At 61.6% G+C, this 20,678-nt stretch carries 16 protein-coding genes; 3 read left to right on the forward strand and 13 right to left on the reverse strand.

Annotation, left to right across the window (positions count from 1 at the left end; genetic code table 11):
• Positions 1 to 117: 117 nt before the first annotated feature.
• The 3 genes from D0T11_RS16755 to D0T11_RS16765 all read left to right on the forward strand — a co-directional run bounded on the left by D0T11_RS16755 (position 118) and on the right by D0T11_RS16765 (position 4,422).
• Positions 118 to 1,002, forward strand: coding sequence for a hypothetical protein (locus D0T11_RS16755; protein ID WP_119656956.1), 885 nt, complete (start codon positions 118 to 120; stop codon positions 1,000 to 1,002).
• Positions 1,003 to 1,186: 184 nt separating this feature from the next.
• Positions 1,187 to 2,593 (forward strand): aspartate ammonia-lyase, encoded by a 1,407-nt coding sequence (aspA, locus tag D0T11_RS16760; protein WP_119656957.1) that lies wholly within the window; start codon positions 1,187 to 1,189, stop codon positions 2,591 to 2,593.
• Between the two features lie 167 nt (positions 2,594 to 2,760).
• Positions 2,761 to 4,422 carry a glycosyltransferase family 39 protein gene (locus D0T11_RS16765; protein WP_119656958.1) on the forward strand — a complete coding sequence of 554 codons (1,662 nt, stop codon included), beginning with the start codon at positions 2,761 to 2,763 and terminating at the stop codon, positions 4,420 to 4,422.
• 155 nt (positions 4,423 to 4,577) lie between these two features.
• On the opposite strand, the gene lysA is transcribed toward D0T11_RS16765, so the two are convergent.
• The 13 genes from lysA to D0T11_RS16830 all read right to left on the reverse strand — a co-directional run bounded on the left by lysA (position 4,578) and on the right by D0T11_RS16830 (position 20,416).
• On the reverse strand, positions 4,578 to 5,726 hold the full coding sequence (gene lysA / locus D0T11_RS16770; protein ID WP_119656959.1) for a diaminopimelate decarboxylase: 1,149 nt from the start codon (positions 5,724 to 5,726) through the stop codon (positions 4,578 to 4,580).
• Between the two features lie 233 nt (positions 5,727 to 5,959).
• Positions 5,960 to 7,279: an aspartate kinase gene (locus D0T11_RS16775; protein WP_119656960.1), complete on the reverse strand. Its 1,320-nt coding sequence runs from the start codon at positions 7,277 to 7,279 to the stop codon at positions 5,960 to 5,962.
• A gap of 561 nt (positions 7,280 to 7,840) precedes the next feature.
• Positions 7,841 to 8,359 carry a hypothetical protein gene (locus D0T11_RS16780; protein WP_119656961.1) on the reverse strand — a complete coding sequence of 173 codons (519 nt, stop codon included), beginning with the start codon at positions 8,357 to 8,359 and terminating at the stop codon, positions 7,841 to 7,843.
• Between the two features lie 61 nt (positions 8,360 to 8,420).
• On the reverse strand, positions 8,421 to 9,779 hold the full coding sequence (locus D0T11_RS16785; RefSeq protein ID WP_119656962.1) for a M20/M25/M40 family metallo-hydrolase: 1,359 nt from the start codon (positions 9,777 to 9,779) through the stop codon (positions 8,421 to 8,423).
• 168 nt (positions 9,780 to 9,947) lie between these two features.
• Entirely contained in the window at positions 9,948 to 11,228 is a 1,281-nt protein-coding gene (locus D0T11_RS16790; protein ID WP_119656963.1) for a beta-ketoacyl synthase N-terminal-like domain-containing protein, read from the reverse strand.
• Entirely contained in the window at positions 11,221 to 12,543 is a 1,323-nt protein-coding gene (gene bioA, locus D0T11_RS16795; protein WP_119656964.1) for an adenosylmethionine--8-amino-7-oxononanoate transaminase, read from the reverse strand. The genes D0T11_RS16790 and bioA overlap by 8 nt, the downstream gene beginning before the upstream one ends.
• Positions 12,544 to 12,654: 111 nt before the next feature.
• Positions 12,655 to 13,299, reverse strand: coding sequence for a dethiobiotin synthase (gene bioD, locus D0T11_RS16800; RefSeq protein ID WP_119656965.1), 645 nt, complete (start codon positions 13,297 to 13,299; stop codon positions 12,655 to 12,657).
• A 13-nt stretch (positions 13,300 to 13,312) separates the two neighbouring features.
• The gene (locus D0T11_RS16805; protein WP_119656966.1) at positions 13,313 to 14,605 is read right to left on the reverse strand and encodes a chloride channel protein; all 1,293 of its coding nucleotides are present in this window, start codon (positions 14,603 to 14,605) and stop codon (positions 13,313 to 13,315) included.
• A gap of 327 nt (positions 14,606 to 14,932) precedes the next feature.
• Positions 14,933 to 16,063 carry an aminotransferase class I/II-fold pyridoxal phosphate-dependent enzyme gene (locus tag D0T11_RS16810; RefSeq protein WP_119656967.1) on the reverse strand — a complete coding sequence of 377 codons (1,131 nt, stop codon included), beginning with the start codon at positions 16,061 to 16,063 and terminating at the stop codon, positions 14,933 to 14,935.
• Positions 16,064 to 16,214: 151 nt separating this feature from the next.
• Positions 16,215 to 16,478, reverse strand: coding sequence for a hypothetical protein (locus D0T11_RS16815; RefSeq protein ID WP_147374698.1), 264 nt, complete (start codon positions 16,476 to 16,478; stop codon positions 16,215 to 16,217).
• A gap of 195 nt (positions 16,479 to 16,673) precedes the next feature.
• Positions 16,674 to 17,684 carry a biotin synthase BioB gene (gene bioB / locus D0T11_RS16820; RefSeq protein WP_119656969.1) on the reverse strand — a complete coding sequence of 337 codons (1,011 nt, stop codon included), beginning with the start codon at positions 17,682 to 17,684 and terminating at the stop codon, positions 16,674 to 16,676.
• Positions 17,685 to 17,882: 198 nt separating this feature from the next.
• Entirely contained in the window at positions 17,883 to 18,308 is a 426-nt protein-coding gene (yiaA, locus tag D0T11_RS16825) for an inner membrane protein YiaA (RefSeq protein WP_119656970.1), read from the reverse strand.
• A gap of 395 nt (positions 18,309 to 18,703) precedes the next feature.
• Complete coding sequence (locus D0T11_RS16830) at positions 18,704 to 20,416, reverse strand: T9SS type A sorting domain-containing protein (RefSeq protein ID WP_182888462.1); 1,713 nt, start codon at positions 20,414 to 20,416, stop codon at positions 18,704 to 18,706.
• Positions 20,417 to 20,678 lie beyond the last annotated feature (262 nt).

A 20,678-nucleotide genomic window follows, 5' to 3' on the forward strand; every position in this document is an offset into this window, starting at 1 on the left:
CGTAGTTCGACAGCAACATAAACCGGCCTGGTTTTGTTTTGGTATTCAAAATGGGAATTGTGTTTTCCCATTAACAAGATCATAGTTCATTTCACGGCTTCAACCTTCACTTCTTCGATGAACACCTCTTACTTCTCGCCCATCGTGGCAATTTTACTGTTGAGCGGAGTGACCGCGCAGGCGCAAAGTCTCAGCAGCGGCTTTATGTCGGGCAAAAAGCACGGCTCTATCTCCGTTTCCACTACCCAGGAGTGGTACAAGCAGGTGTATCTGGCCCCGGAGAAAATAGATGAGGTGCCCATCTTTGAGCGGATTCAGGTGCAGTCAGTTAATTTGTTTGCCAACTATGGCATCACCGATAAGATTGAGGCCGTTGTGAGCCTGCCTTACGTGCGCTCGGAGGGCCACGCCAGCCCGCAGGTGCTGCAGGATGGCAACTATACCAATGTGCGCCAGGGCTTGCAGGACGTAACCGGACTGCTCAAGTTCAAGGGCTACTCCACGGAGCTGGGCAGCAGTATTCTCAACTTGTTGGGCGTGGTGAGCGTGAGCACGCCAGCCAGCAACTACAAAAACGAGCAGGGCCTGGAGTATATCATTGCCATCGGCAACGGCGCTACCAAGGTGGCTACCTCGGGCATTGCCCACCTGCAAACGGCCTCCGGCGTATTCGTGACGGCCCAGACGGGCTACAGCGTGCGCTCGGGCCGGGTACCCAACGCCTTCCTGGCCGAGACGAAAGTCGGCTATGCTGGCCCGCTCTTTTACGTAGATGGCTGGATTGCCTACCAGAAATCGGCCAGTTCCGGCACTGATATTCTCCAGCCCGGCTTCGATGGCTTCTTCCCCGCCACCCGCGTCGATTTCACCCGGGTGGGCCTGAGTGCCTTCCGCCCGCTGGCCCAGGGCTTCGGGCTGGTACTGGGGGCCAGCACGTATATAGGGGGCCGCAATGTGGGCAAGTCCACGGGCCTGACCGGCGGCCTGGCCTATAATTTTTAGTGTTCAGTTGCCGGTTGAATCGTTGCCAGTGGCTGATTATCGGAATGACTAGCCACTGAACATTGACAAGCGAAGAGCCCTGCTATCCGTGGCGGGGCTTTTTCGTATGCGGTTGCGCGGCCTGGCCGTACCTTCGCGCTTTATTCGTTCTCCTGCTTTCCCACCCTTCGTTTTTCTAATGACTATGACCACCTCCCGCCTTGAGCACGATTTTCTGGGTGAGCGCGCCATTCCGGCCGATGCTTATTATGGTATCCAGACGCTGCGTGCCCTCGAAAACTTCGCCATTACCGGCATTCCCCTCAAGTCGGAGCCGTTGTTCGTGCGGGCGCTGGCCTACGTGAAAAAGGCCGCCGCTCTGGCCAACGCCGAGCTGGGCGTGCTGCCGGCCGATATTGCCCACGCCATTGCCCAGGCCTGCGACCGGGTGGCCAGCGGCGAGTTCGACGACCAGTTTCTGACCGACATGATTCAGGGCGGGGCCGGCACGTCGGTGAACATGAACGCCAACGAGGTTATTGCCAATCTGGCCCTCGAAATCATGGGCCACCAGAAGGGCGAGTACCAGTTCTGCCACCCCAACAACCACGTCAACTGCTCCCAGAGCACCAACGACGCCTACCCGACGGCCTTCCGCATCGCGCTCAGCCACAAGCTGGTGGGCTACAGCCAGGTGCTGGGCGAGCTGGCCGAAGCTTTCGGGGCCAAGGGCGAGGAGTTCCGCGACGTGCTTAAGATGGGCCGTACCCAGCTCCAGGACGCCGTGCCGATGAGCATGGGCGACGAGTTCCGGGCCTTTGCCACCAACCTGCGCGAGGAGCTCTCCCGCATCGAGGACTCGCGCCGCCTCATCAGCGAAATCAATATGGGCGCCACGGCCATCGGAACCGGCCTGAACGCGCCCCAGGGCTATGCCGAACTGGTTACCCGGCACCTAAGCACCATTTCGGGGCTGGAGCTGGTGCTGGCCGGCGACCTGTTTGAGGCCACCTACGATACGGGTGCTTACGTGCAGCTCTCGGGCGTGCTCAAGCGTACGGCTGTGAAGCTGTCCAAAATCTGCAACGACCTGCGCCTGCTTTCCTCGGGTCCGCGCTGCGGCATCAACGAAATCAACCTGCCCGCCTTGCAGCCCGGTTCCAGCATCATGCCCGGTAAAGTAAACCCCGTAGTGCCCGAAGTGGTGAACCAGACGGCCTTCTACGTTATCGGGGCCGACCTTACGGTGACCATGGCCGCCGAGGGTGGGCAACTTCAGCTCAACGTGATGGAGCCCGTCATCAGCTTCGCCTTGTTCACCAGCATCAGCTACATGACGAATGCCTGCCGCACCCTGCGCGAAAAGTGCGTGGTCGGCATCACGGCCAACAAGGAGCACGCCGAGAATCTGGTGCGCAACAGCATCGGCATCGTCACCCAGCTCAACCCGGTGCTGGGCTACGAGGCCTCGTCGGAAATTGCCAAAGAAGCCCTCAAAACCGGCAAATCCGTGTACGCTATTGCCGTAACGGAGCGCGGCTTGCTCACCCAGGCCAAGTGGGACGAAATCTTCACCTTCGAAAACCTCATTCGCCCGGACTTTATCCGGTAGCAGAAACGCGCCGACAACACGTGAAAAGAAAGCCGCTTGCCCGCTGTCGGGCAGGCGGCTTTCTGGTTGAGTACCGCCGCGTTGGCCCCCGCATCGGAGCCGGAGCAACTTCCCCTACCCACAACGCTCCTACCTTTGCGCTTTCCCTTCACCCCAACTGCTGCCCTATGCCTGTTCCCATCACTTCCCGCCGCTGGCTCTGGCTGTTTCTGCTGGTGCTGGGCGGCGCGTTTGCCTGGCAGCTGGGCAGCTGGGGGCCGCTGGAAAGCAGCGAGGCCCGCTACGCCGAAATCGGGCGCGAAATGCTGATGGGCCGCGACTGGCTGCACCCGCGGCTGCTCGGCATTCAGCACTTCCACAAGCCGCCGCTCACGTACTGGCTCACGGCGGCCGGGCTGGGGTTGTTTGGCGTGAACACGGTGGGCGTGCGCCTGCTGCCAGTGCTGGCCGTACTGGCGCAGGTCGTGCTTATGTACGGGCTGGGCCTGCTGCTGTTCAAGCACGACCGCGCCCGGGCCCTGGCGGCGGCCGTCATCTACGGCACGCTGCCGGTGGTGCTCATCGCGGCCCTCAACGTAACCACCGACGGCTACCTGGCTACCCTGGAGCTGGCCGCCACCTACGGCATTCTGCGCTACTATCACGGCGGTGGGGGGCGGCGGTGGCTGTATTTGTTCTGGCTGGGGCTGGGGCTGGCGTTTCTCACGAAGGGTCCGGTGGGGTTCGTGCTGCCGTTGATGGCCGTTGTCAGCACTTACTTCCGGGCCGAAGGGGAGCCGGTGCAGCGGCCGTTTACGGTGCACCACGTGCTGGGCTTTGGGCTGTTTGTGGTGGTGGGCCTGAGCTGGTATCTGTACCTGGTGGCCGAAAATCCGGCGTTTATCCGGTATTTTCTGGTGGAGCATACGGTGGAGCGGTTCGCCAATGCGGCCACGTTCAACCGCAGCAAGCCCTGGTGGTTTTATCTGGTGCTGGCCCCGGCCACCAGCCTGCCCTGGGCGGTGGCGCTGGTGGTGCGGGCCGCGCGTACGCCCTGGGCCTCGGTACCGCAGCAGTGGCGCAACGTGCTCATTTTCTGGGTACTGGTGCCGCTGCTGTTCTTCTCGCTCTCCAAATCGAAGCTGCTGCTCTATGTGCTGCCCGTTTTCCCCGGCGTGGCCCTGCTCACGGTGTACTACCTGGGCCGTTGCACCGAGGCGCTGCTGCTGAAGTGGTACGTGGGTATCGTGGCGTTTTTCGGGTTGCTGCTGGGGCTGCTGTGCCTGGTGCCGGTGTTCAGCACGGTGCTCGATCTGGGCTTCGAGGTGCACCCGCTCACCGCCCTCTGGCCGGCCGTGGGCGTAGTCACGCTCGTGCTCACGCTCACGCTCTGGAACCAGGTGCGCGTGGCACCCCGCCTGCTGGTGGCTGCCACGCTGTTCACGGTTTTCCTGCTGATTTCGGCCAAGCCCATCATGCGCCAGAACGAGCTGGCTTTCAACGGCAGCCGCCCGCTGGCCGACTTCCTGCGCCAGAAGCACCTCGCCACCCGCCAGGTCATCGTCTACAACGAGCTGCTGCCCTCGCTGGCCTTCGAGCTGGGCACGTTGCCAGTGTTCCTGAACGATGGCAACACCAGCCTCCGCCGCGAAACCCAGTTCGAGCCCGGCACCAGCTGGCACCGCTACCTGCTCTACCTCGATCAGCCCGAGGCGCAGGCCCCCCTCCGCCGGCTGCTGGCCCAAGACCCGGTGCTGCTCTTCAAAGACGAACTGCCTACCAACCGCCGCCCGCTACTAGCCGGTTTCAGGCACCAGCAAAAGCTGGGCAAATGGACGGTAGCATGGTGATTGATGGCGCTGTATAGACGCATCTTTGCATCTATACAGCGCTGATGTTAACCGTCTTATGTCTGCTATTCAACGGTTGCCATTCAACGACCAGACGCAAAGATGCGTCTCTGCCCCGGGCTCGCCAATCCAGACCGGCCCTCATTCACTGCCCCTCACCGCCCGCCATACACCGCCACCGCCTTCTCGCGCAGGTTGTAGCCCGAGGCCATCACCTCACCGTAGGCCCCGGCCGAGCGGATGGCCACCAGGTCGTGGCGGTGGGTTTCGGGCAGCAGGCGGGCGCGGCCGAAGGTGTCGGTCGATTCGCAGATGGGGCCGACCACGTCGTAGGCTTGTTCGGGAAGCTGGCTGCTCAGGTTCTGGATGTGGTGGTGGCTGCCGTAAAGGGCCGGGCGCATCAGTTCGGTCATGCCCGCATCCAGAATGGCGAAACGGGTGTGCTGGCTTTCTTTCACGTAGAGCACCCGGCTAAGCAGCGTGCCGCACTGGGCCACCACCGAGCGGCCCAGCTCCACGTGCACCTGCTGGTTTGGCCGCCGCTGGAGGTGCTGCTCGAACATGCCGAAGTAAGTGGCGAAATCGGGAATCGGCTGCTCGTCGGGCTGCTCGTAGTTGATGCCCAGGCCGCCGCCCACGTTGAGGTGGGGCAACTGGTGGCCCCGGTCTTCGAGCCAGGTTTGCAGGTCGTTGAGCTTGCGGCTGAGGGCGGCAAACACGCTCATTTCCGTAATCTGGGAGCCGATATGGGCGTGCAGGCCAATCAGCTCCACGTTGGGCAGTTGGTCGAGCTGGTCGATAACGCCGGCCAGATCGGGCAGGCTGATACCGAACTTGTTGGCGTCGAGGCCCGTCGTGATGTGGGGGTGGGTGTAGGCGTCTACGTTGGGGTTGATGCGCAGCGCCACCCGCGCCCGGCGGCCCTGGGCCCCGGCCAGCTCATCGAGCACCCGCAGCTCGGGCACCGACTCGGCGTTAAAGCAGAAAATATCGGCCGCCAGGGCCAGGTTTATCTCGGCATCCGACTTGCCCACGCCGGCAAATACCACGTGGTCGGCCCCGAAACCGGCTTCCAGGGCCCGCTGCACCTCGCCGCCGCTCACGCAGTCGGCCCCCAGCCCAGCTTGTTTTATGCGCTCCAGAATCGGCCGGTTGAAGTTGGCCTTGAGGGCGTAATGCACCCGAAATTTGCCCGGCCGGGCGGCGGCCGTCAGCGCCGCCAGCGTCTGGTCGAGCAGGGCGAGGTCGTAGTAATAAAAGGGCGTGGGCTGGGTGTGAAATTCAGCCGGCAGTTGGAAGGACATGGGTTGGGGTATTGGGGTGCTGGGAGGGGGAACTGGGCAAGAATGCCCGTCATGTTGAGCGCAGCGGAGCGAAGTCGAAGCATCTCTACCGCAATAGTAAACCTGTCGGCTGGCTCCCCCTCTCCTTTTTCGGAGAGGGGGCCGGGGGGTGAGGCGAGACGTAAGAACGAAGCGGTAGAGATGCTTCGACTGCGGCTCCGCCTTCGCTCAGCATGACGGGCTTTAATCCCATGCTACCGCCGAAACAGCCCCTCGTTCAGGGCCTGCAACGCCCGCACTTTATCGTCGGTGCTGACCAGGATGCTGATGTTGTTGGGCGAGCCGCCGTAGCTGATCATGCGCACCGGAATGTTTCGGAGGGCCGTGAAAGCGCGGTTGGCGCTGCCGTGGGCGTCCTGGAGCAGGTTGCCTACCAGGCAGATGATGCTCTGGTTTTCATCGACTTCCACCGTGCAGAAGCGGCGCAGCTCGGCCAGAATCTGGGGCAGGCGGCCGGCGTCGTCAATGGTCAGCGACACGGCCACTTCCGAGGTCGTAATCATGTCGATGGACGTACGGTAGCGCTCGAAGATTTCGAACAGGCTGCGCAGGAAACCGTGGGCCAGCAGCATCCGGCTCGACTTCACGTTGATGGCCGTAATGCCGTCCTTGGCGGCCACGGCCTTGATGGCCTCGGCCCCGGTTTTGGCCGAAATGAGCGTGCCGGGCGCGTCGGGCTGCATCGTATTCAGCAGGCGCACCGGAATGCCGTGCTGGCGGGCCGGCAGCACCGAGCTGGGGTGCAGAATCTTGGCCCCGAAGTAGGCCAGTTCCGCCGCCTCATCAAACGACAATTCCCGGATCGGGTAGGTGCCCTTGACAATGCGCGGGTCGTTGTTGTGCAAGCCGTCGATATCGGTCCAGATCTGGATTTCCTCGGCCCCCACGGCCGCCCCGATCAGCGAAGCCGAGTAGTCGGAGCCCCCGCGCTTGAGGTTGTCGATGCTGCCCTGGGCGTTACGGCAGATGTAGCCCTGCGTAATGAACAGCGGGGCGGTGGCGTAGGGGGCCAGCGTGGTGGCCAGCCGCTCCCGGATGGCGGGCGCATCGGGCTCCTCGTCGGTGTCGATGCGCATAAAGTCGAGGGCCGGCAGCAGCACGGCCGGGCGGCCCAGCACTTCCGTTACGTAGGCGTGCACCAGCCGCGTGCTCAGTAGCTCGCCCTGGGCCAGCACCACCCGCTCGCCGTCGGCTGAAAGAGGGGCCGCCGTCAGGTCGTGCAGGGTCTGGAAGTTCTGATCGAGGGTGGGTAGCAACGCGTCGGCCTGGCCGCCGAGCAACTCGCGGGCCACTTCGTGGTAGCGCTGCTGCAGAAACGTGATGCGGGCTTCGGCCGCGGCCGCGTCGCCGCTGTAGAGCAGGCGGGCAATTTCGACCAGCGAATTGGTGGTGCCGCTCATGGCCGACAGCACCACGATGCGCCGGTCCAAATGGGGTGCGTGAATAAGTTCTGCCACTTCGCGCATCCGCTGCGCCGACCCGACGGACGTACCGCCAAACTTCAAAATCTTCATAAACCAGAAAAGCAGAAAACGAGTGTCGGAAAAAGACCCGGGGGGGCGATGTGAAAAGAGCAGAACAAAAGAAAGCGCCGATCCTGGGCAGGACCGGCGCTTGAACGTTCAGGGGAGGTACGGTGAACTAGTGCGACGGTCGGGTCGGGGTAGGTTTCTTCGATTTCTTGACCATCAGGGGGCCGCCAGTCGCCCGCTTGCGCTTGCTGCACACGCCCATAGCGCAAGCCGAGCGGCTGGCGAAAGAAACGGGAGCAGAGGAAAACGGGCAGTACATAGGGCAATTATGATCGGGAGTGCAAAAGATAACTCGACCTTTTTGCAGCCGCAAGTTCGCTCCGGATTGGCAGTATTCCAGTAAAGCCGCGAAAAAAACAGGACCGGCCGCGCAAATCAATGGTTCAGCTTCGCGGTGTTTCCAAGCCCGAAGCCTGCATGGCTGCCGCCTTCAGGCCGGCCGTTGTTGTGGCTCTTACGGCCGGAGGAACGCGTCGGGCTGCTAGCTTTGCCTGAAGCCGCCGGCTCCCGGAAAAGGTCGGGAGCAGGGCCCGCCCCGGGCGCTTACAGCAGTACTTCGAGCGTGAGAGCCGGCAAGGCCAGCAGCCGGCGGCCGCTGATGCGCATGGCGTTGTCGGAGTACGCGCCCCTGAATCCGTTGGCCACGAACACCTGCACGCCCGTGCGCAGACGCGGATGAAACACTACGTTGGCCCCGAAGCTGCCGCCCACGTTCAGGTCGCGGACGGTGCCGCTTTGCCCGTACTGCTGCCAGTGGTAGCTGGTGTAGATGCCGCCCAGGCCTACTACCGGCTCCAGCCACGTTAGATGGCAAGGCAGGTAATAGGCCACTTGCCCGATGCCGGCGGTGCTGTACTCGTCGGGCACCGTACCGTCAGAGGTGAGCACTCCCGCCAGTTTCAGGCCGAAATGGGGCGTCAGCCGGGCTTCCCCCAGCACCCCCGCCGTGCGGTAGGAGCCCAGCACGCCCACCGCCACATGGTAGGTGGGCGTCGTCGGCGCCTGAGCGTAGGCTAAGGAGATGCTGCCAGTGGCAGCCAGCAGGAGTAACAGTTGTTTCATGCGATGCACAATGCGGATAACGGGGATGGAGGCCCAAGGTAATGTGCCCCGGGCCAGCATCCTACCGCCGCGGCTTGGGTGTAACCGGCAGGCTTTCGTGGCCCTCGGCATCCACGCTCACTACGCCAAACAGGAAGTTGTCTTTGCTGAAGGGCAGGTCGGCAGTGGTGTCGGTTACGAAGAACTTCTGTTCCCACTCGGGGGCGCTGGTGGGGCGCATAAGCACGTAGTATCCTGCTGGTTTTTCGCCGGCGGCGGGGGCGTCCCACTTGAGCTGGGTGCGGTTGGTGAGCTCGGCCGTGAGCACGCCCACGTTCTGCGGGGCGGCGGGGGCCAGGGCCAAATTGGCCAGGGTAGCCAGGTTCACGCCGGTGTTCTGCCGCAGGTAGGCGAAGTCCATGAACTTGGGCAGGTCGCCGTACTCTTCGCCCTTTTCGGTGCGCAAATCCTGGTGCTGGTGGCGAAAGTCCTCGTTCATTTCCGAGAAGCGCACGGCCGTAAAGCCCTGCTGATTGAACGGCGTGTGGTCGCCGCCGCGCAGGAACCGGTCGGGGCGGTACTCCAGCACCACCTCGTGGCCGGGCACGTACTGCTTGGTGGCCTCGCGGGCGTAGCGGGCGAGCTGGCGGCTGGGCGAGTCGTTCTCGCTGCTGAGCGTGCGGCGCAACTTGGCTTCCTCAGGCGTTTCGGTGGCCGGCACGCCCTCGCTGAATACCCGCAGCTGGGTCGTATTCTTGATTTCCGGGTCGTGGCCGGTCGAGTTGCCCATGATGTCATTGTTGAGCATGGCCACCAGGTTCCAGCCTTCCTGCTTGGCACGTTTGGCTAAGTGGGTGGAGCCATAGAGGCCTTGCTCTTCTCCCTGCACCACCACAAAAATGATGGTGGCCGGGAACTGCTGCTGACTCATTACGCGGGCCAGCTCCATCACGGCTACCGTGCCCGAGCCGTCGTCGTTGGCCCCGGGCGCGTCGGCCGTGGCGTTCATCACGTCCGAAACCCGCGAGTCGATGTGGCCGCTCACGATAAAGATGCGCTTGTCGGTGGGGTCGGTGCCGGGCAGGGTGGCCATCACGTTGGCCATCACCACCGACTGGCTAATGCGGCGGCCGTCGGGCTTGACGGTGAACGTATCCTGCTCCACTTTGAGCCGTCCGCCGCTGGCCTTGCTGTACTTCCTGAACTCGTCCTCCACCCAGTTGCGGGCCGCCCCGATGCCGCGCTTCTTGCTCTTGGTGTCGCTCAGCGTGTGGCGCGTTCCGTAGCTGACAAGCTTGTAAATGTCATCGCGCAGGTTCTTTTCCGATACCTGCTGCACCATGCGCAAAATGAGCGGATCGGGCGTGGTGGTGGGCTTGTTCTGGGCGAAAACGGGCGTCGCGCAGCCGAGGCCGAGCAGCAAGAGGAGGGAGCGGGTCATAGGGAAGTTATGGTTGGAAAGGTATAGACGCAATTGCGGCCCGGGCGTTGCGGCGGTAGCGCGAAGCCAGGCAGCAGAGTGCCAAAACTAAAGTTCAGAAGTTAGCGCCCCTCCCTGGAAAGGAGGGGAGCTAGCCTTAGTTTCTAGTCTGCAACCTGAGTTAGTTGCTTACTCCAACCCAATGACCACGCTGGCGGCGTTGCCGCCGAAGCCGGCCGCATTCACCAGAATCCGCCGTAGTGGGTGCGTAGCGGGCCCGTTCACGTCGGTGGCGAAGGGGGGCGTGGGCCAGTGCTGAGTTGCCAGCACGTGCAGGGCGAAGTCGAGGCTCAGTGCGGCCGAAGCGCCCAGCGTGTGGCCCAGCAGCCACTTGTTGGACAGCAGCAATGGCTGGTGCTCCCCGAACACGGCCCGCAGTGCGGCCCGCTCGGCCGCGTCGCCGGCCGGGGTGCCGGGGCTGTGCAGCACCACCGCGTCGATGGTTTCGGGGGCAGCGCGGGCCTGGCGAAGGGCTTCCCGCATGGCCTGCTGAAAGTGGCTTCCCTCGGGCGAGAGGCCGGTTTTGCTGCCGATGGCTTCAAAGCCGAACCCGACGCCTTCGAGCAGAAATGCTGGTTCTCCCGCTGCCCGCAACGCCGCCCGACTGCCCCGTTCCAGGGCAAACACGGCCGCGCCCTCGCCCAGCACGAACGTGGAGGGCCGGCCCGCCCCCGGCCGGCAGGGCCAGTCGGCGGCCGCGTAGGGCGAGTAGATGCCAATGGCCCGCATCTGGGCCAGGGTGAAATCGGTGAGCGGGGCTTCGGTGCCGCCGGCCAGAAACCGGTCGGCCATGCCGGCCCGCAGCCAGGCCACGGCGTTGCCCAGGGCCTGAAACGCGCTGCTGCAGGTGCTCGAATGGCTCAGGGCCGCCGCGCCCTGCTGGCCCGCATCGAAGGCCACCCAGCTGGCCACATTGCCCAGCGTCGTGAGCGGCGAAGCGGCGGCCGGCACCCGGCCCTCACGCAGAAACCCCGCGTGAAACTCCTCCAGCCGCCCCGTCGCGCCCCGGCTGCTCCCGATGCTGATGGCCAATTGGTTATTGGTTGTTGGTTGTCGGTTGTTGGTGACCAGTGCCCAGTAGTCAGGTCGTTCAGCCAAACCAGCTACAGAACGGACTGGCAGCTGGCCACTGACCACTGGCAACTTAACTCTAGCCACTGCCAGCCGGGCGGCCAGCAGGGCCAGCAGCACGGTGCGGTCGAGCTGGCGGTAGGCGGGGTGGGCGTGGCGCAGCTCCGTTAGGGCCGCTTCGGCTTCGGCGGGCAGGGCGGCCACGGATACGCCGGTAGGGTGGGCGGTGAAGGGCGAAACCGGGTAATCGGGGCCCAGCTCCAAGCCCAGCGCCGACACCCGGCCCCGGCCCCGGATAACCACCACGGTGTCGTCGGCGGGCGGTGCGGGGTTAATCATGCAGGATGTGGGGCAGATTGGCGGCGGGCACGAAATCGAGGACCAGCGCCCGCATTTTCCGCAGCACTGCATACAGCAGCGCCAGCTCGTCGTCGGTGGTGCAATAGGGCGGCAGCAGGTACACCACGTTGCCCAGGGGCCGTAGCACCACGTGGTGGTCGAGGGCCAGCTGGTAGAAGGCGTCGCGCAGGCGGCTGAAGTAGCTGGTGCCCTCGCCCGGGTCGTACTCCACGGCCAGGATGGTGCCCCGGTGCCGCACCGCCCGCACGCCCGGCTGGCCCGCTATTTCCTGGCCGAACGCAGCGTGGGCCGCCTCAATACGCTGGCGTTGTTGCGTGCAGGCATCGGCCCGGGTAAGCTCCAGGCTGGCCAAAGCGGCGGCGCAGGCCACGGGGTTGGCCGTGTAAGAGTGGCCGTGGAAGAGGGCCCGCATCTTGTCGTCGCTCAAAAATGCCTCGTAAATCGGGGCGGCGCAGGTGGTCAGGCCCATGGCCAGGGTGCCGCCGGTGAGGCCCTTGGAAAAGCACATCATGTCGGGCTGCTCGCTTAGCAGCTCGGAGGCAAAAAGCGGCCCGGTGCGCCCGAAACCCGTCATCACCTCATCGGCAATGCAGAGCACGCCGGCCGCGTGGCAACGGCGCAGCAGCTCACTCAGCACGCCCGGCTCGTACATCACCATGCCCGCCGTGCCCAGCACCAGGGGCTCAAATATGAAGCCGGCCACGTCGGGGCGCAGCAGCAGCGCATCGAGTTGAGCCAGCGTTTCGGCCTCGCGGCCCGGCACCGGCACGTCCAGAAATTCCACATCAAACAGCAAGGGCCAGAAGGGCTCGGTGAAGGCCCCGCGCGCACTCACGGCCATGGCCCCAAAGGTGTCGCCGTGGTAGGAATTCTGGAAGCAGATAAACGTGCGGCGCTCGGGCTGGCCGAGGTTGTGGAAGTACTGGAGCACCATTTTCAGGGCCACTTCCACGGCCGTCGAGCCGTTGTCGGAGTAGAACACGCGAGCCTGGTTGGCGGGCAGCAGCGCAAGTAGTTGCTCGGCCAGCTCCACGGCGGTGGGGTGGGTGAAGCCGGCAAACAGCACGTGCTCCAGGGTGCGGAGCTGCTCGCTCACGCGCTCGGCAATGGCCGGGTGGGCGTGCCCGTGCAGGTTCACCCACCACGACGAAATGGCGTCGAGGTAGCGGGTGCCGTCCTCGCCAATAAGCCAGCTGCCCTCCCCTTTTACGATGGCAATGGGCAGCGGCGCGGTCTGCATCTGGGTGTAGGGGTGCCACAGTACGGCGTGGTCGCGTTCAGAAAGGGTGGGCATGGGGTAAAGGTAGGGCAGGTAAGGTTTTTCGCGCGGAGTTCGCGGAGTTACGCGGAGCCGATTCCACGTAAATGGCTCTGCGTAACTCCGCGAACTCCGCGCGAAAAAAATCTATTCCGCAAACCAGGCCCGGAACTCCGCCGCGTACCGGTTCACCACGGCGGGCGTCACTTCCACTTCCGGCAGCAGCCGCGGCAGCACCGGCCCGTTGTAATAACTCAGAATAGCCTCTTCGGTAGCCGGCGTCGGCTCGCCGTTGAACAGGAGGCCGCGCACCGGAATCTGCCGCGCCCGCAGCGCCTCCAGCGTGAGCAGCGTGTGGTTGATGCTGCCCAGGTAGTGCCGCGAGACGACCACCACGGCCAGCCCCAGTTGCTGCACCAGATCGGCCACCAGGAAACCGGGGGCTAGCGGCACCAGCAACCCGCCCGCGCCTTCTACCACCAGGTGGTTTTCGGTGGCGGGAAGTTCAAAGTCAGCGGGTTGCAGCGTGAGGCCCTCGGCGGCGGCGGCGGCGTGGGGGGAGGCCGGCAGCGCCAGTCGGTGCCGCTCGGGCCAGAAGCGGCTATCGGGGTTCTGCACGAGCCCGCGCACGGTACCCGCGTCGGTGGTGGGCTTCAGGCCGGCCTGCACGGGCTTCCAGTAGTCGGCGCGCAGGGCTTCGGTGAGCACGGCGGCGGCAAAGGTCTTGCCCACGTCGGTGCCGATGCCGGTGATGAAGAGGTGTTCCTGGGAATAGGAGTTGGGCGTTACCAATACGGGGTCAGATTTAAAATTTGTTTTCTGATGATTCTATTGCGATGTTATCGGATTTAGCTAAATAAAAATCGTAGGTATAAGCATTATAAGGAAGTATTTTCTGAGCGAATAATTTAGCTATAAAACAGCCTAGTGCCAGGGGTATAAATAACTCATAGCCATTTGGAACTATGTTGCACACCAGTATCAAAGCAGTAAAAGGAGCATAAATAGATGCTGACAGGGTGGCTGCCGCGCCTACCAATGCAAAGTTGATTGGGATTAGGTGGGTGCCTGCTACTGTATTGCATAAAGAGCAAAACAGTAAACCCAGAAACGCGCCTGCTACAATGCTCGGTGCGAAAACGCCGCCATCACCACCGGCCCCAAGCGTTAGGGAAGCCGCTAGTGGCTTCAGCAACATGATGATTGCGAGTGTTAGAATAGAAATTGATGGATTGGCTGATATTTCTTTTAATCCATGGTAACTATCACCATATAAAGCCGGAAACATAAAAATCATGCTGCCAACCAGAATGGCTCCGATATTGACCCGCAGAAAGTTATTGTTGATATTACCGAATATGGATTTCATGCGGGTTACCAGCAACGTGAAATAGACTGATAGCAGGCCGCTTAGCAAGCTAAGGGCGGCAAACCAGGGCAATGCCTGCCAGTGCCAGTCCTGGACAGACAAAGATAAAAGCCGTTCGTGTTCGAATAAAGCAATAAACAGCCAGGCGGTTAACGCTGACGCAGCGCAGCTAACAACGATGGAGCGCCTCACTTTGCGGGCAATAACTTCCATCGCAAATAGCCCACCCGCCAAAGGGCTTACAAACAGAACAGCGACACCCGCCGTAACGCCAGCGCATACCAGTTCGCGCTTATACCTATTTGCCGAAAAATCATTTTTATAAACTGTATTCCCGATGGTAGCAGTAGCCACCACTGTAGAAACCTCCACACCCGTAGAGCCACCAAAAATAACCGTCAGGAAGCCATTAAGAAAATGGGATGGAATTTTGAATATAGGCAGATGTTCTTTTCTTTGATCAAGCGTTTTATATATTTCCACAATTCCTTTATTCTTCCGGCCATAAAACAAATACTTTCTGGAGAAGAAAATAAGTGTCAATCCAACCGTGGGTAACCCAATAAATAGAATAGGATTAAAATTGCTGATATTTTTATAAATTATTAATTCGACGTGCTCAGTCATGTGTTTTAAGGCATAGGCCAGCGTACTGCTGGCTAACCCGATGAGTGCCGAAGAAAGAATAAGCTTTAAGTAGTTGTGTTTTATGATTTCTCCTCTTTCCATTGCGCAAAAATGTACTGTTTTGTTTGTGCCTGCCGTTGTGCGGCGGCGGCGAAAGATATCAAGTGTGTGCTCCGCAATTTTGTTCTGGCAGCAGCTTCCTAAACTACAGTAGCAGTGTGCAATGTGGCCGCTTGCTGCCGGCTGCTACATGATGCAGGGATGCTTTGTGCAATCATCCGAATCTCGATAAGTGCAGCAACCTAACTCAAATTGGCTGGACTGTCGCAGAGAGAAAAGGCCACCCATGCTTCTGACTGTTGCTTACGACTGGCTATCTGACCCAAACAATACCAGCTAGGTTTACGATTTTGATAAAAGCCAGTTTATTCAACTCAACACTGCTGCCAGCCCGTCGATTTCAGCTTCGGTGTTAAACGAATGCACAATCAGGCGCAGGCGCTCGGTGCCAGCGGGCACGGTGGGGGCCACAATGGCCCGCACGTCGAAGCCAGTTTGGGCGGCGGCGACGGCCACCGCCCGCACGGTGGCGGGCGAATTGGGAGCCGTGAAGAAGACTGGATGGATGATGTGGCTGGTGGCGGGCACATGCAGGCCGGGCACCGCATTTAGGGTGGCCTGGAGATAGGCCGAGAGGTGGAGCAGGCGGGTGCGCTCGGCCGTGAGGGTGGGCAGCAGCTGGTAAGCGGCCGTAAGGCCGGCAATGGTGGCCGGGGGCAGGGCCGTGGTATAGATGAACGGACGGCTGAAGTTGAGCAGGTAGTCGCGCAGCAGGGCCGGGCCAGCCACCGCCGCGCCCTGGCTGCCCAGGGCCTTGCCGAACGTGAGGATGGTGGCAAACACGTCGTTCTGGAGCCCCAGCGCCGCTACCAGTCCTTCGCCCCGGGGGCCGTACACGCCGTTGGAGTGGGCCTCATCCACCACCAGGTGCAGCCCCCGGCCTCGGCAGAAGGTAGCCAGCTCGGGCAGCGGGGCCGGGTCGCCATCCATCGAGTACAGCGCTTCCACGGCCACGAATACCGCGCCGGTGGCCCGGACCAGCCTGCGTTCCAGGTCGGCCAAATCATTATGGCGGAAGCTCCAGGCGGTGGCGAAACTGGCCCGGATACCTTCCTTGACGGAAGCGTGGCTGGCCTCGTCGTAGAGAATCGTGTCGCCGCGCCGGGGCACGGCCCCGAAGAAGCCCAGGTTGGCGGTGTAGCCGGAGTTGAAAAGCAGCGCCGCTTCGGTGCCATGAAACTGCGCCAAGTGGGTTTCCAGGGCTTCGGTGGCCCCGGAGTTGCCGGTGAGCAGGCGCGAGCCGGTGCTGCCGGCGGGCAGTTGGGCGGCTTCGGCCACGGCGGCTTGCACCCGCGGGTGACGGCTCAGCCCCAGGTAGTCGTTGGAGCTGAAATCGACGAGGCCGGGCGCGGGCGGGGCGGGCAGGTGGCGGCGGGTACCGACAGCCTCGCGGCGGGCCAGTTCCGCATGCAGGCGCTGGTGGAGGGGGGTGGGCATCATGGGCAACTGTCAAGACGGTAAATACCGCGAAAGTCCGTTTCGCGACGAGCAAAGCGAGTATCGGCGCGCCTGGTTCTCGGGGCTCGTTTCCAAATACTCGCTTCGCTCGTCGCGAAACAGACTTTCGCGGTACTGCTCTTTCGCTTTCCGTTTACCCCTCAAACTGCTTGGCCGAAAGCCACACGCTGCCGTCTTGGCCGAAGGTGCGGGCGCTGATGACCAGCCACTCGGAATCCACTTCCACCCGGTCGCCGACGGCGGGCAGCACGCCGTGGCGCTGCATCACCAGGCTCAGGGCCGCCCCGATTTTATCCTCCAATTCCGAAATCAGCTCGTGGGCTTCGCGGGCCTCGTGCTGCTGGCGGATGGTTTCGGCGTAGGTGTGGTCGAGGTTGAGGTCGAAGGCAATTTCCATGAGGGGAGGGTAGGGGATGAAGAGGAAGGGAAAGAAACAGAACGTCATGCTGAGCGAAGGCGCAGCCGCAGTCGAAGCATCTCTACCGCTTCGTTGCAGTCAACATGATTACTACTGCGGTAGAGATGCTTCGACTGCGGCTGCGCCTTCGCTCAGCATGACACTGTTCTTTTATACTGTGCTACCAGGCCGCGTTTACGCCTCTACCGGCGCCTTGCCGCGGCCCATGAGGACGGCACCTTCGGGCACGTCTTTGAACGATTTGCGGGGCGTGAGGCCGAGCAAAGCGAACATCTGCTGGTCGGCGTCGAAGTCGGGGTTGGGGGTGGTCAGCAGCTTCTCGCCCGAGAAGATGGAGTTGGCACCGGCCAAAAAGCAGAGGGCCTGCTCCGTTACGGGCATTTCCTGGCGGCCGGCCGAGAGGCGGACCATGGTGTGGGGCATCAGGATGCGGGCCGTGGCAATCATGCGCAGCATCTCCCACACACTCACGCGGGGCTGCTCGGCCAGGGGCGTGCCTTCTACGGGCACCAGCGCATTCACGGGCACGCTTTCGGGGTGGGCAGCCAGCGTGGCCAGCGTGTGCAGCATGGCAATGCGGTCCTCGTCGGTTTCGCCCAGGCCGATGATGCCGCCCGAACACACCGAGATGCCGGCCTTACGCACGTGCTCCAGCGTGTTCAGCCGGTCGTCGTAGGTGCGGGTTGTAATGATGTCGTCGTACTTTTCGCGGCTGGTGTCGAGGTTGTGGTTGTAGGCGTAGAGGCCGGCCGCTTTCAGGCGCTCGGCCTGGTACTCGTTCAGCATCCCGAGGGTGCAGCACACTTCCAGACCCAGGCCGTTCACCTGCTCCACCATGCCCAGCACGCGGTCAAAGTCCTTGTTGTCGCGGATTTCGCGCCAGGCGGCACCCATGCAGAAGCGGGTGGAGCCAGCGTCGCGGGCACGCTGGGCCGAGGCCAGCACTTCGGCGTCGGGCAGCAGCTTGTGGGCCTGCACCCCCGTGTGGTAGCGGGCGGCCTGGGGGCAGTAGGCGCAGTCTTCGGGGCAGCCGCCGGTTTTCACGCTCAGCAGCGTGCACACCTGTACTTCGCCGGTGGCCTGGGTTTCGGCGTGGATGGCAGCGGCTTTGGTCACCAGCTCCAGCACGGGCTGGTGGTAGATGGCGGATACTTCAGCGAGGGTCCAGTCGGTACGGAGATTCATAGATTTTTGAGCTGTTAGCTGTTAGCTGATGGCTGCTAGCTTTTGGGGTGGGCTTTAGAACGGCAGTTAATAGCGAACAGCCATCAGCTAACGGCCAAAGTAGGGGCAAAACGAAGCGGCTCGCCGGAGCCGAAGCTGCCGACGAGCCGCAAGATACAGGAGAAGCGGATTTCTCGGCTGCCTCCAGTTAGATGCTCGTTAATTATAGGCCGAAGTCGGGGCTTCCGGGGCCATTACTTTGCCTTGGCTGTCGCGGGTGTTCTTTTGCACCGCAATGGCAGCAAACAGGCTCAGCAGAAACGACATGGCATAAAATCCCTTCTCGCTAAGCGTGAGCGTAGCATTCCAGAGGCCCACCGCGAGCAAGGCAATGGAGAGAATGGTGGAAAACCAGCTCAACCCGTAGTAAATGTTCGTGACCGGAATGCCATCGAGCTGGTCGCGCACCGACTTCTGGAGGGAAATGGCCGAGAACAGGCCGTACATCAGGATAGTGAAGTAGTAGCCTTTCTCGTTGAGCAGCATCTGGGCATTCCAGAGGCCGATCATGAAGGCGGCCATGCCCGCGAGCAGGGCGAACCAGGAAGCGGCAACGAAGGCATTGGAGGTTTTAGGCGTGGTCATGGCAGTACGAATGAGGTGCGAAAAATTAAGGCCGGCGGCAACCCATCCGACATCCCAAACATACCCGGTTGCTTTGCCTGAACGGCGCGAAGATTTCCAGGAATCAGACTTGAAAAAAGCTTCCTGATGAAGGAATGGCGATCTGCTGGTTTGAATGTTGTAAGGGATAAACGCCTGTAAAAGGCGTAATAGCCGCTTGCTAGCGGCTGCTGATGTTTTATCAGTTTTCTGAAAACTGTCTTTCGTTAGACTTTGTAAAATCAGATAGTGTACAAAAAAGTCCTGCTAATCCGCACAGACCAACGGGACTTTTGCTTGAGGCCAGCCGGCTGCGTACCCTTAAGCGGTCCGCCTGACGCGCTGGCCCCGGGCCTGATACTACCAGACCCCCAAGGTTACTGGTGGTAGACCTTGGCGACTGTTTTTTGAGTTTTGGTTTGTACCGTCAGCACATAGAGACCCGGCGCGAGATTATACACGGCGGGCAGGCTGATGTTGGTGGTGCCGGACTCGAGTAGCACGGGTTGGCTAAGCAGCACGCGGCCCATGGCATCGTGCACGGTAAATGTGGCGGACTCAGCAACGGGAGACGCTACGCGCATCGTAAGCTGGTCGTTGAAGGGGTTGGGGAAGGCTTGCAGCATGAGGTCCGGCTGGCGGGCTATGCGCAGGGGCGCTACCGAAGAAATAGCCTCCGTGCCATCCAGGTCTACCTGCCGCAGTCGGTAGTAGAGTTGGCTGGTGCCGTAGCGCGCTACCACAGCATCCGTGTACTGGTACTCGTGCCGGGTCGAGGAATTCCCCTGGGCCGTAATGCGGGCCAACGACTGAAACTGCTTTCCATCGGTACTCACTTCCAGAGCGAAGTGACGGCTATTGATTTCGGAAGCCGTAGCCCAGCGCATCAGGGCATCATTGCCCTTCGCTTCCGCCGTAAAACTAAGTAGTTGCACCGGCAGGGGATTGGCCACGTTGCTCACCGTCCAGCGCGAGAATGAACCGGTGCTTACCGTAATGGTATGCGCGGTAGCATTGGCCACGGGGCCGACTCTGCCCCAGGGGTCGGCGCTGGTTTCTTGCTTCCACACCTGTGCCTTCGTCAGATCCAGCAGATTGTCGTTGTCGGTGGTCCAGGTGAAGGTAACGGCTACTGGGGCGCCGGGCTGGTTCTGGGGCGTTATTTCCCAAATCTGATCAATACCTTTCAGTAAGCCATCTTTGGGGTTGGCCGCATAGCTGACGCCGGCCGCTTGCAGGCCGGCGGTGCGCTTCACCGTTACGTTGCCCAGCTGGCTAGTGGCATTAATGGTAACGCCGTTGCCGAAAGTCGTCAGCCCAGATACATTGCTAGCCTGTGCTATCAGATTGCCTTTCACGTAATGGCCGGCGCCTTCCCCAACAACTGTGGCCCCCGCCGGAATGGTAATGGCCGACGAGGCTGAGGTTTGCAGCATCCCCCGGGTGAGGGAGAGCCGGGAGGTGATGCTCAGGTTGGTCCCGATACTGGCCACGCCCGATGGCTTATCGATGGTCAGCAATGCCAGGGAGCTATTTCCGATGGACAGCGTCTGATTGCCCGTGCCATTGAGGATGAGGCCGCCGCTGCCCAGGTTCAGATTGGTCTGAGGACAGTTTATGTTGCCGGAAACGGTAAGCGTAGCAACCGACGAGGGGCCCCCGTTATTAATAGTCAGGTCACCGTTAACAGTCAGGTTGCTACCGGCATTGAAGTTAAGCGACGTGTTGCTTATGGTCAAAGACCCGCAGGTAATCGTGCCGCCGTATACGTATGGCGTGGGGGGATAATAGTAAACAGGCACCCAGGTATCATAGTAGCAAGTCCGGTAGAACGGCCACGAGCCACAGCTGTAGGAACTGGTTCGCCAGTATCCACGGTCCTGAGTAGACTGCGGATAAATCGTGACGGCAGTACCACTGGTCGGGACCGAGCCGTAGCTCCAGTTGCCGGAGTTATTCCAGTCCGATGATTGGTTGCCCGTCCAGTTGTTCTGGGCCTGGGTGTTGGGGGCGTAGGCCAGCAGCAAAAACGCCAGGGCTGCCAGGGAAAGCAGGCGGCGGAAAGCAGGGTGCGGTAGCGGTGCAATCATCGGCAATGGAGGTGTGGTAGGGAGAAAGAACAAAAGCATTGGGCTACACTGCCTGGCGCATGAAACGCGAGGTATGGAAGCCACCCGAATCCTGAAAAGAGTCAACCCAACGCAATAGGCTTGCGGAGAGGGGATAGGATTCCAGAATGGCCAAAGGTAATGCAGAAACTACTATATATAGCGAAGCTCCGAAAGCGAATAGCAAAAAAGGCGCACTTAACATCAAGGATGTGCAAAACCTTTTGCCGGGCCAATCAGTACG

Source organism: Hymenobacter rubripertinctus (assembly GCF_003583925.1).
GTDB lineage: Bacteria > Bacteroidota > Bacteroidia > Cytophagales > Hymenobacteraceae > Hymenobacter > Hymenobacter rubripertinctus.

Bases quoted from the DNA above. Each gene is read 5' to 3' on its own strand.
- D0T11_RS16755 (WP_119656956.1), top strand. From the start codon at position 118: ATGAACACCTCTTACTTCTCGCCCATCGTGGCAATTTTACTGTTGAGC.
- aspA (WP_119656957.1), top strand. From the start codon at position 1,187: ATGACCACCTCCCGCCTTGAGCACGATTTTCTGGGTGAGCGCGCCATT.
- D0T11_RS16765 (WP_119656958.1), top strand. From the start codon at position 2,761: ATGCCTGTTCCCATCACTTCCCGCCGCTGGCTCTGGCTGTTTCTGCTG.
- lysA (WP_119656959.1), bottom strand. From the start codon at position 5,726: ATGTCCTTCCAACTGCCGGCTGAATTTCACACCCAGCCCACGCCCTTT.
- D0T11_RS16775 (WP_119656960.1), bottom strand. From the start codon at position 7,279: ATGAAGATTTTGAAGTTTGGCGGTACGTCCGTCGGGTCGGCGCAGCGG.
- D0T11_RS16780 (WP_119656961.1), bottom strand. From the start codon at position 8,359: ATGAAACAACTGTTACTCCTGCTGGCTGCCACTGGCAGCATCTCCTTA.
- D0T11_RS16785 (WP_119656962.1), bottom strand. From the start codon at position 9,779: ATGACCCGCTCCCTCCTCTTGCTGCTCGGCCTCGGCTGCGCGACGCCC.
- D0T11_RS16790 (WP_119656963.1), bottom strand. From the start codon at position 11,228: ATGATTAACCCCGCACCGCCCGCCGACGACACCGTGGTGGTTATCCGG.
- bioA (WP_119656964.1), bottom strand. From the start codon at position 12,543: ATGCCCACCCTTTCTGAACGCGACCACGCCGTACTGTGGCACCCCTAC.
- D0T11_RS16805 (WP_119656966.1), bottom strand. From the start codon at position 14,605: ATGGAAAGAGGAGAAATCATAAAACACAACTACTTAAAGCTTATTCTT.
- D0T11_RS16810 (WP_119656967.1), bottom strand. From the start codon at position 16,063: ATGATGCCCACCCCCCTCCACCAGCGCCTGCATGCGGAACTGGCCCGC.
- D0T11_RS16815 (WP_147374698.1), bottom strand. From the start codon at position 16,478: ATGGAAATTGCCTTCGACCTCAACCTCGACCACACCTACGCCGAAACC.
- bioB (WP_119656969.1), bottom strand. From the start codon at position 17,684: ATGAATCTCCGTACCGACTGGACCCTCGCTGAAGTATCCGCCATCTAC.
- yiaA (WP_119656970.1), bottom strand. From the start codon at position 18,308: ATGACCACGCCTAAAACCTCCAATGCCTTCGTTGCCGCTTCCTGGTTC.
- D0T11_RS16830 (WP_182888462.1), bottom strand. From the start codon at position 20,416: ATGATTGCACCGCTACCGCACCCTGCTTTCCGCCGCCTGCTTTCCCTG.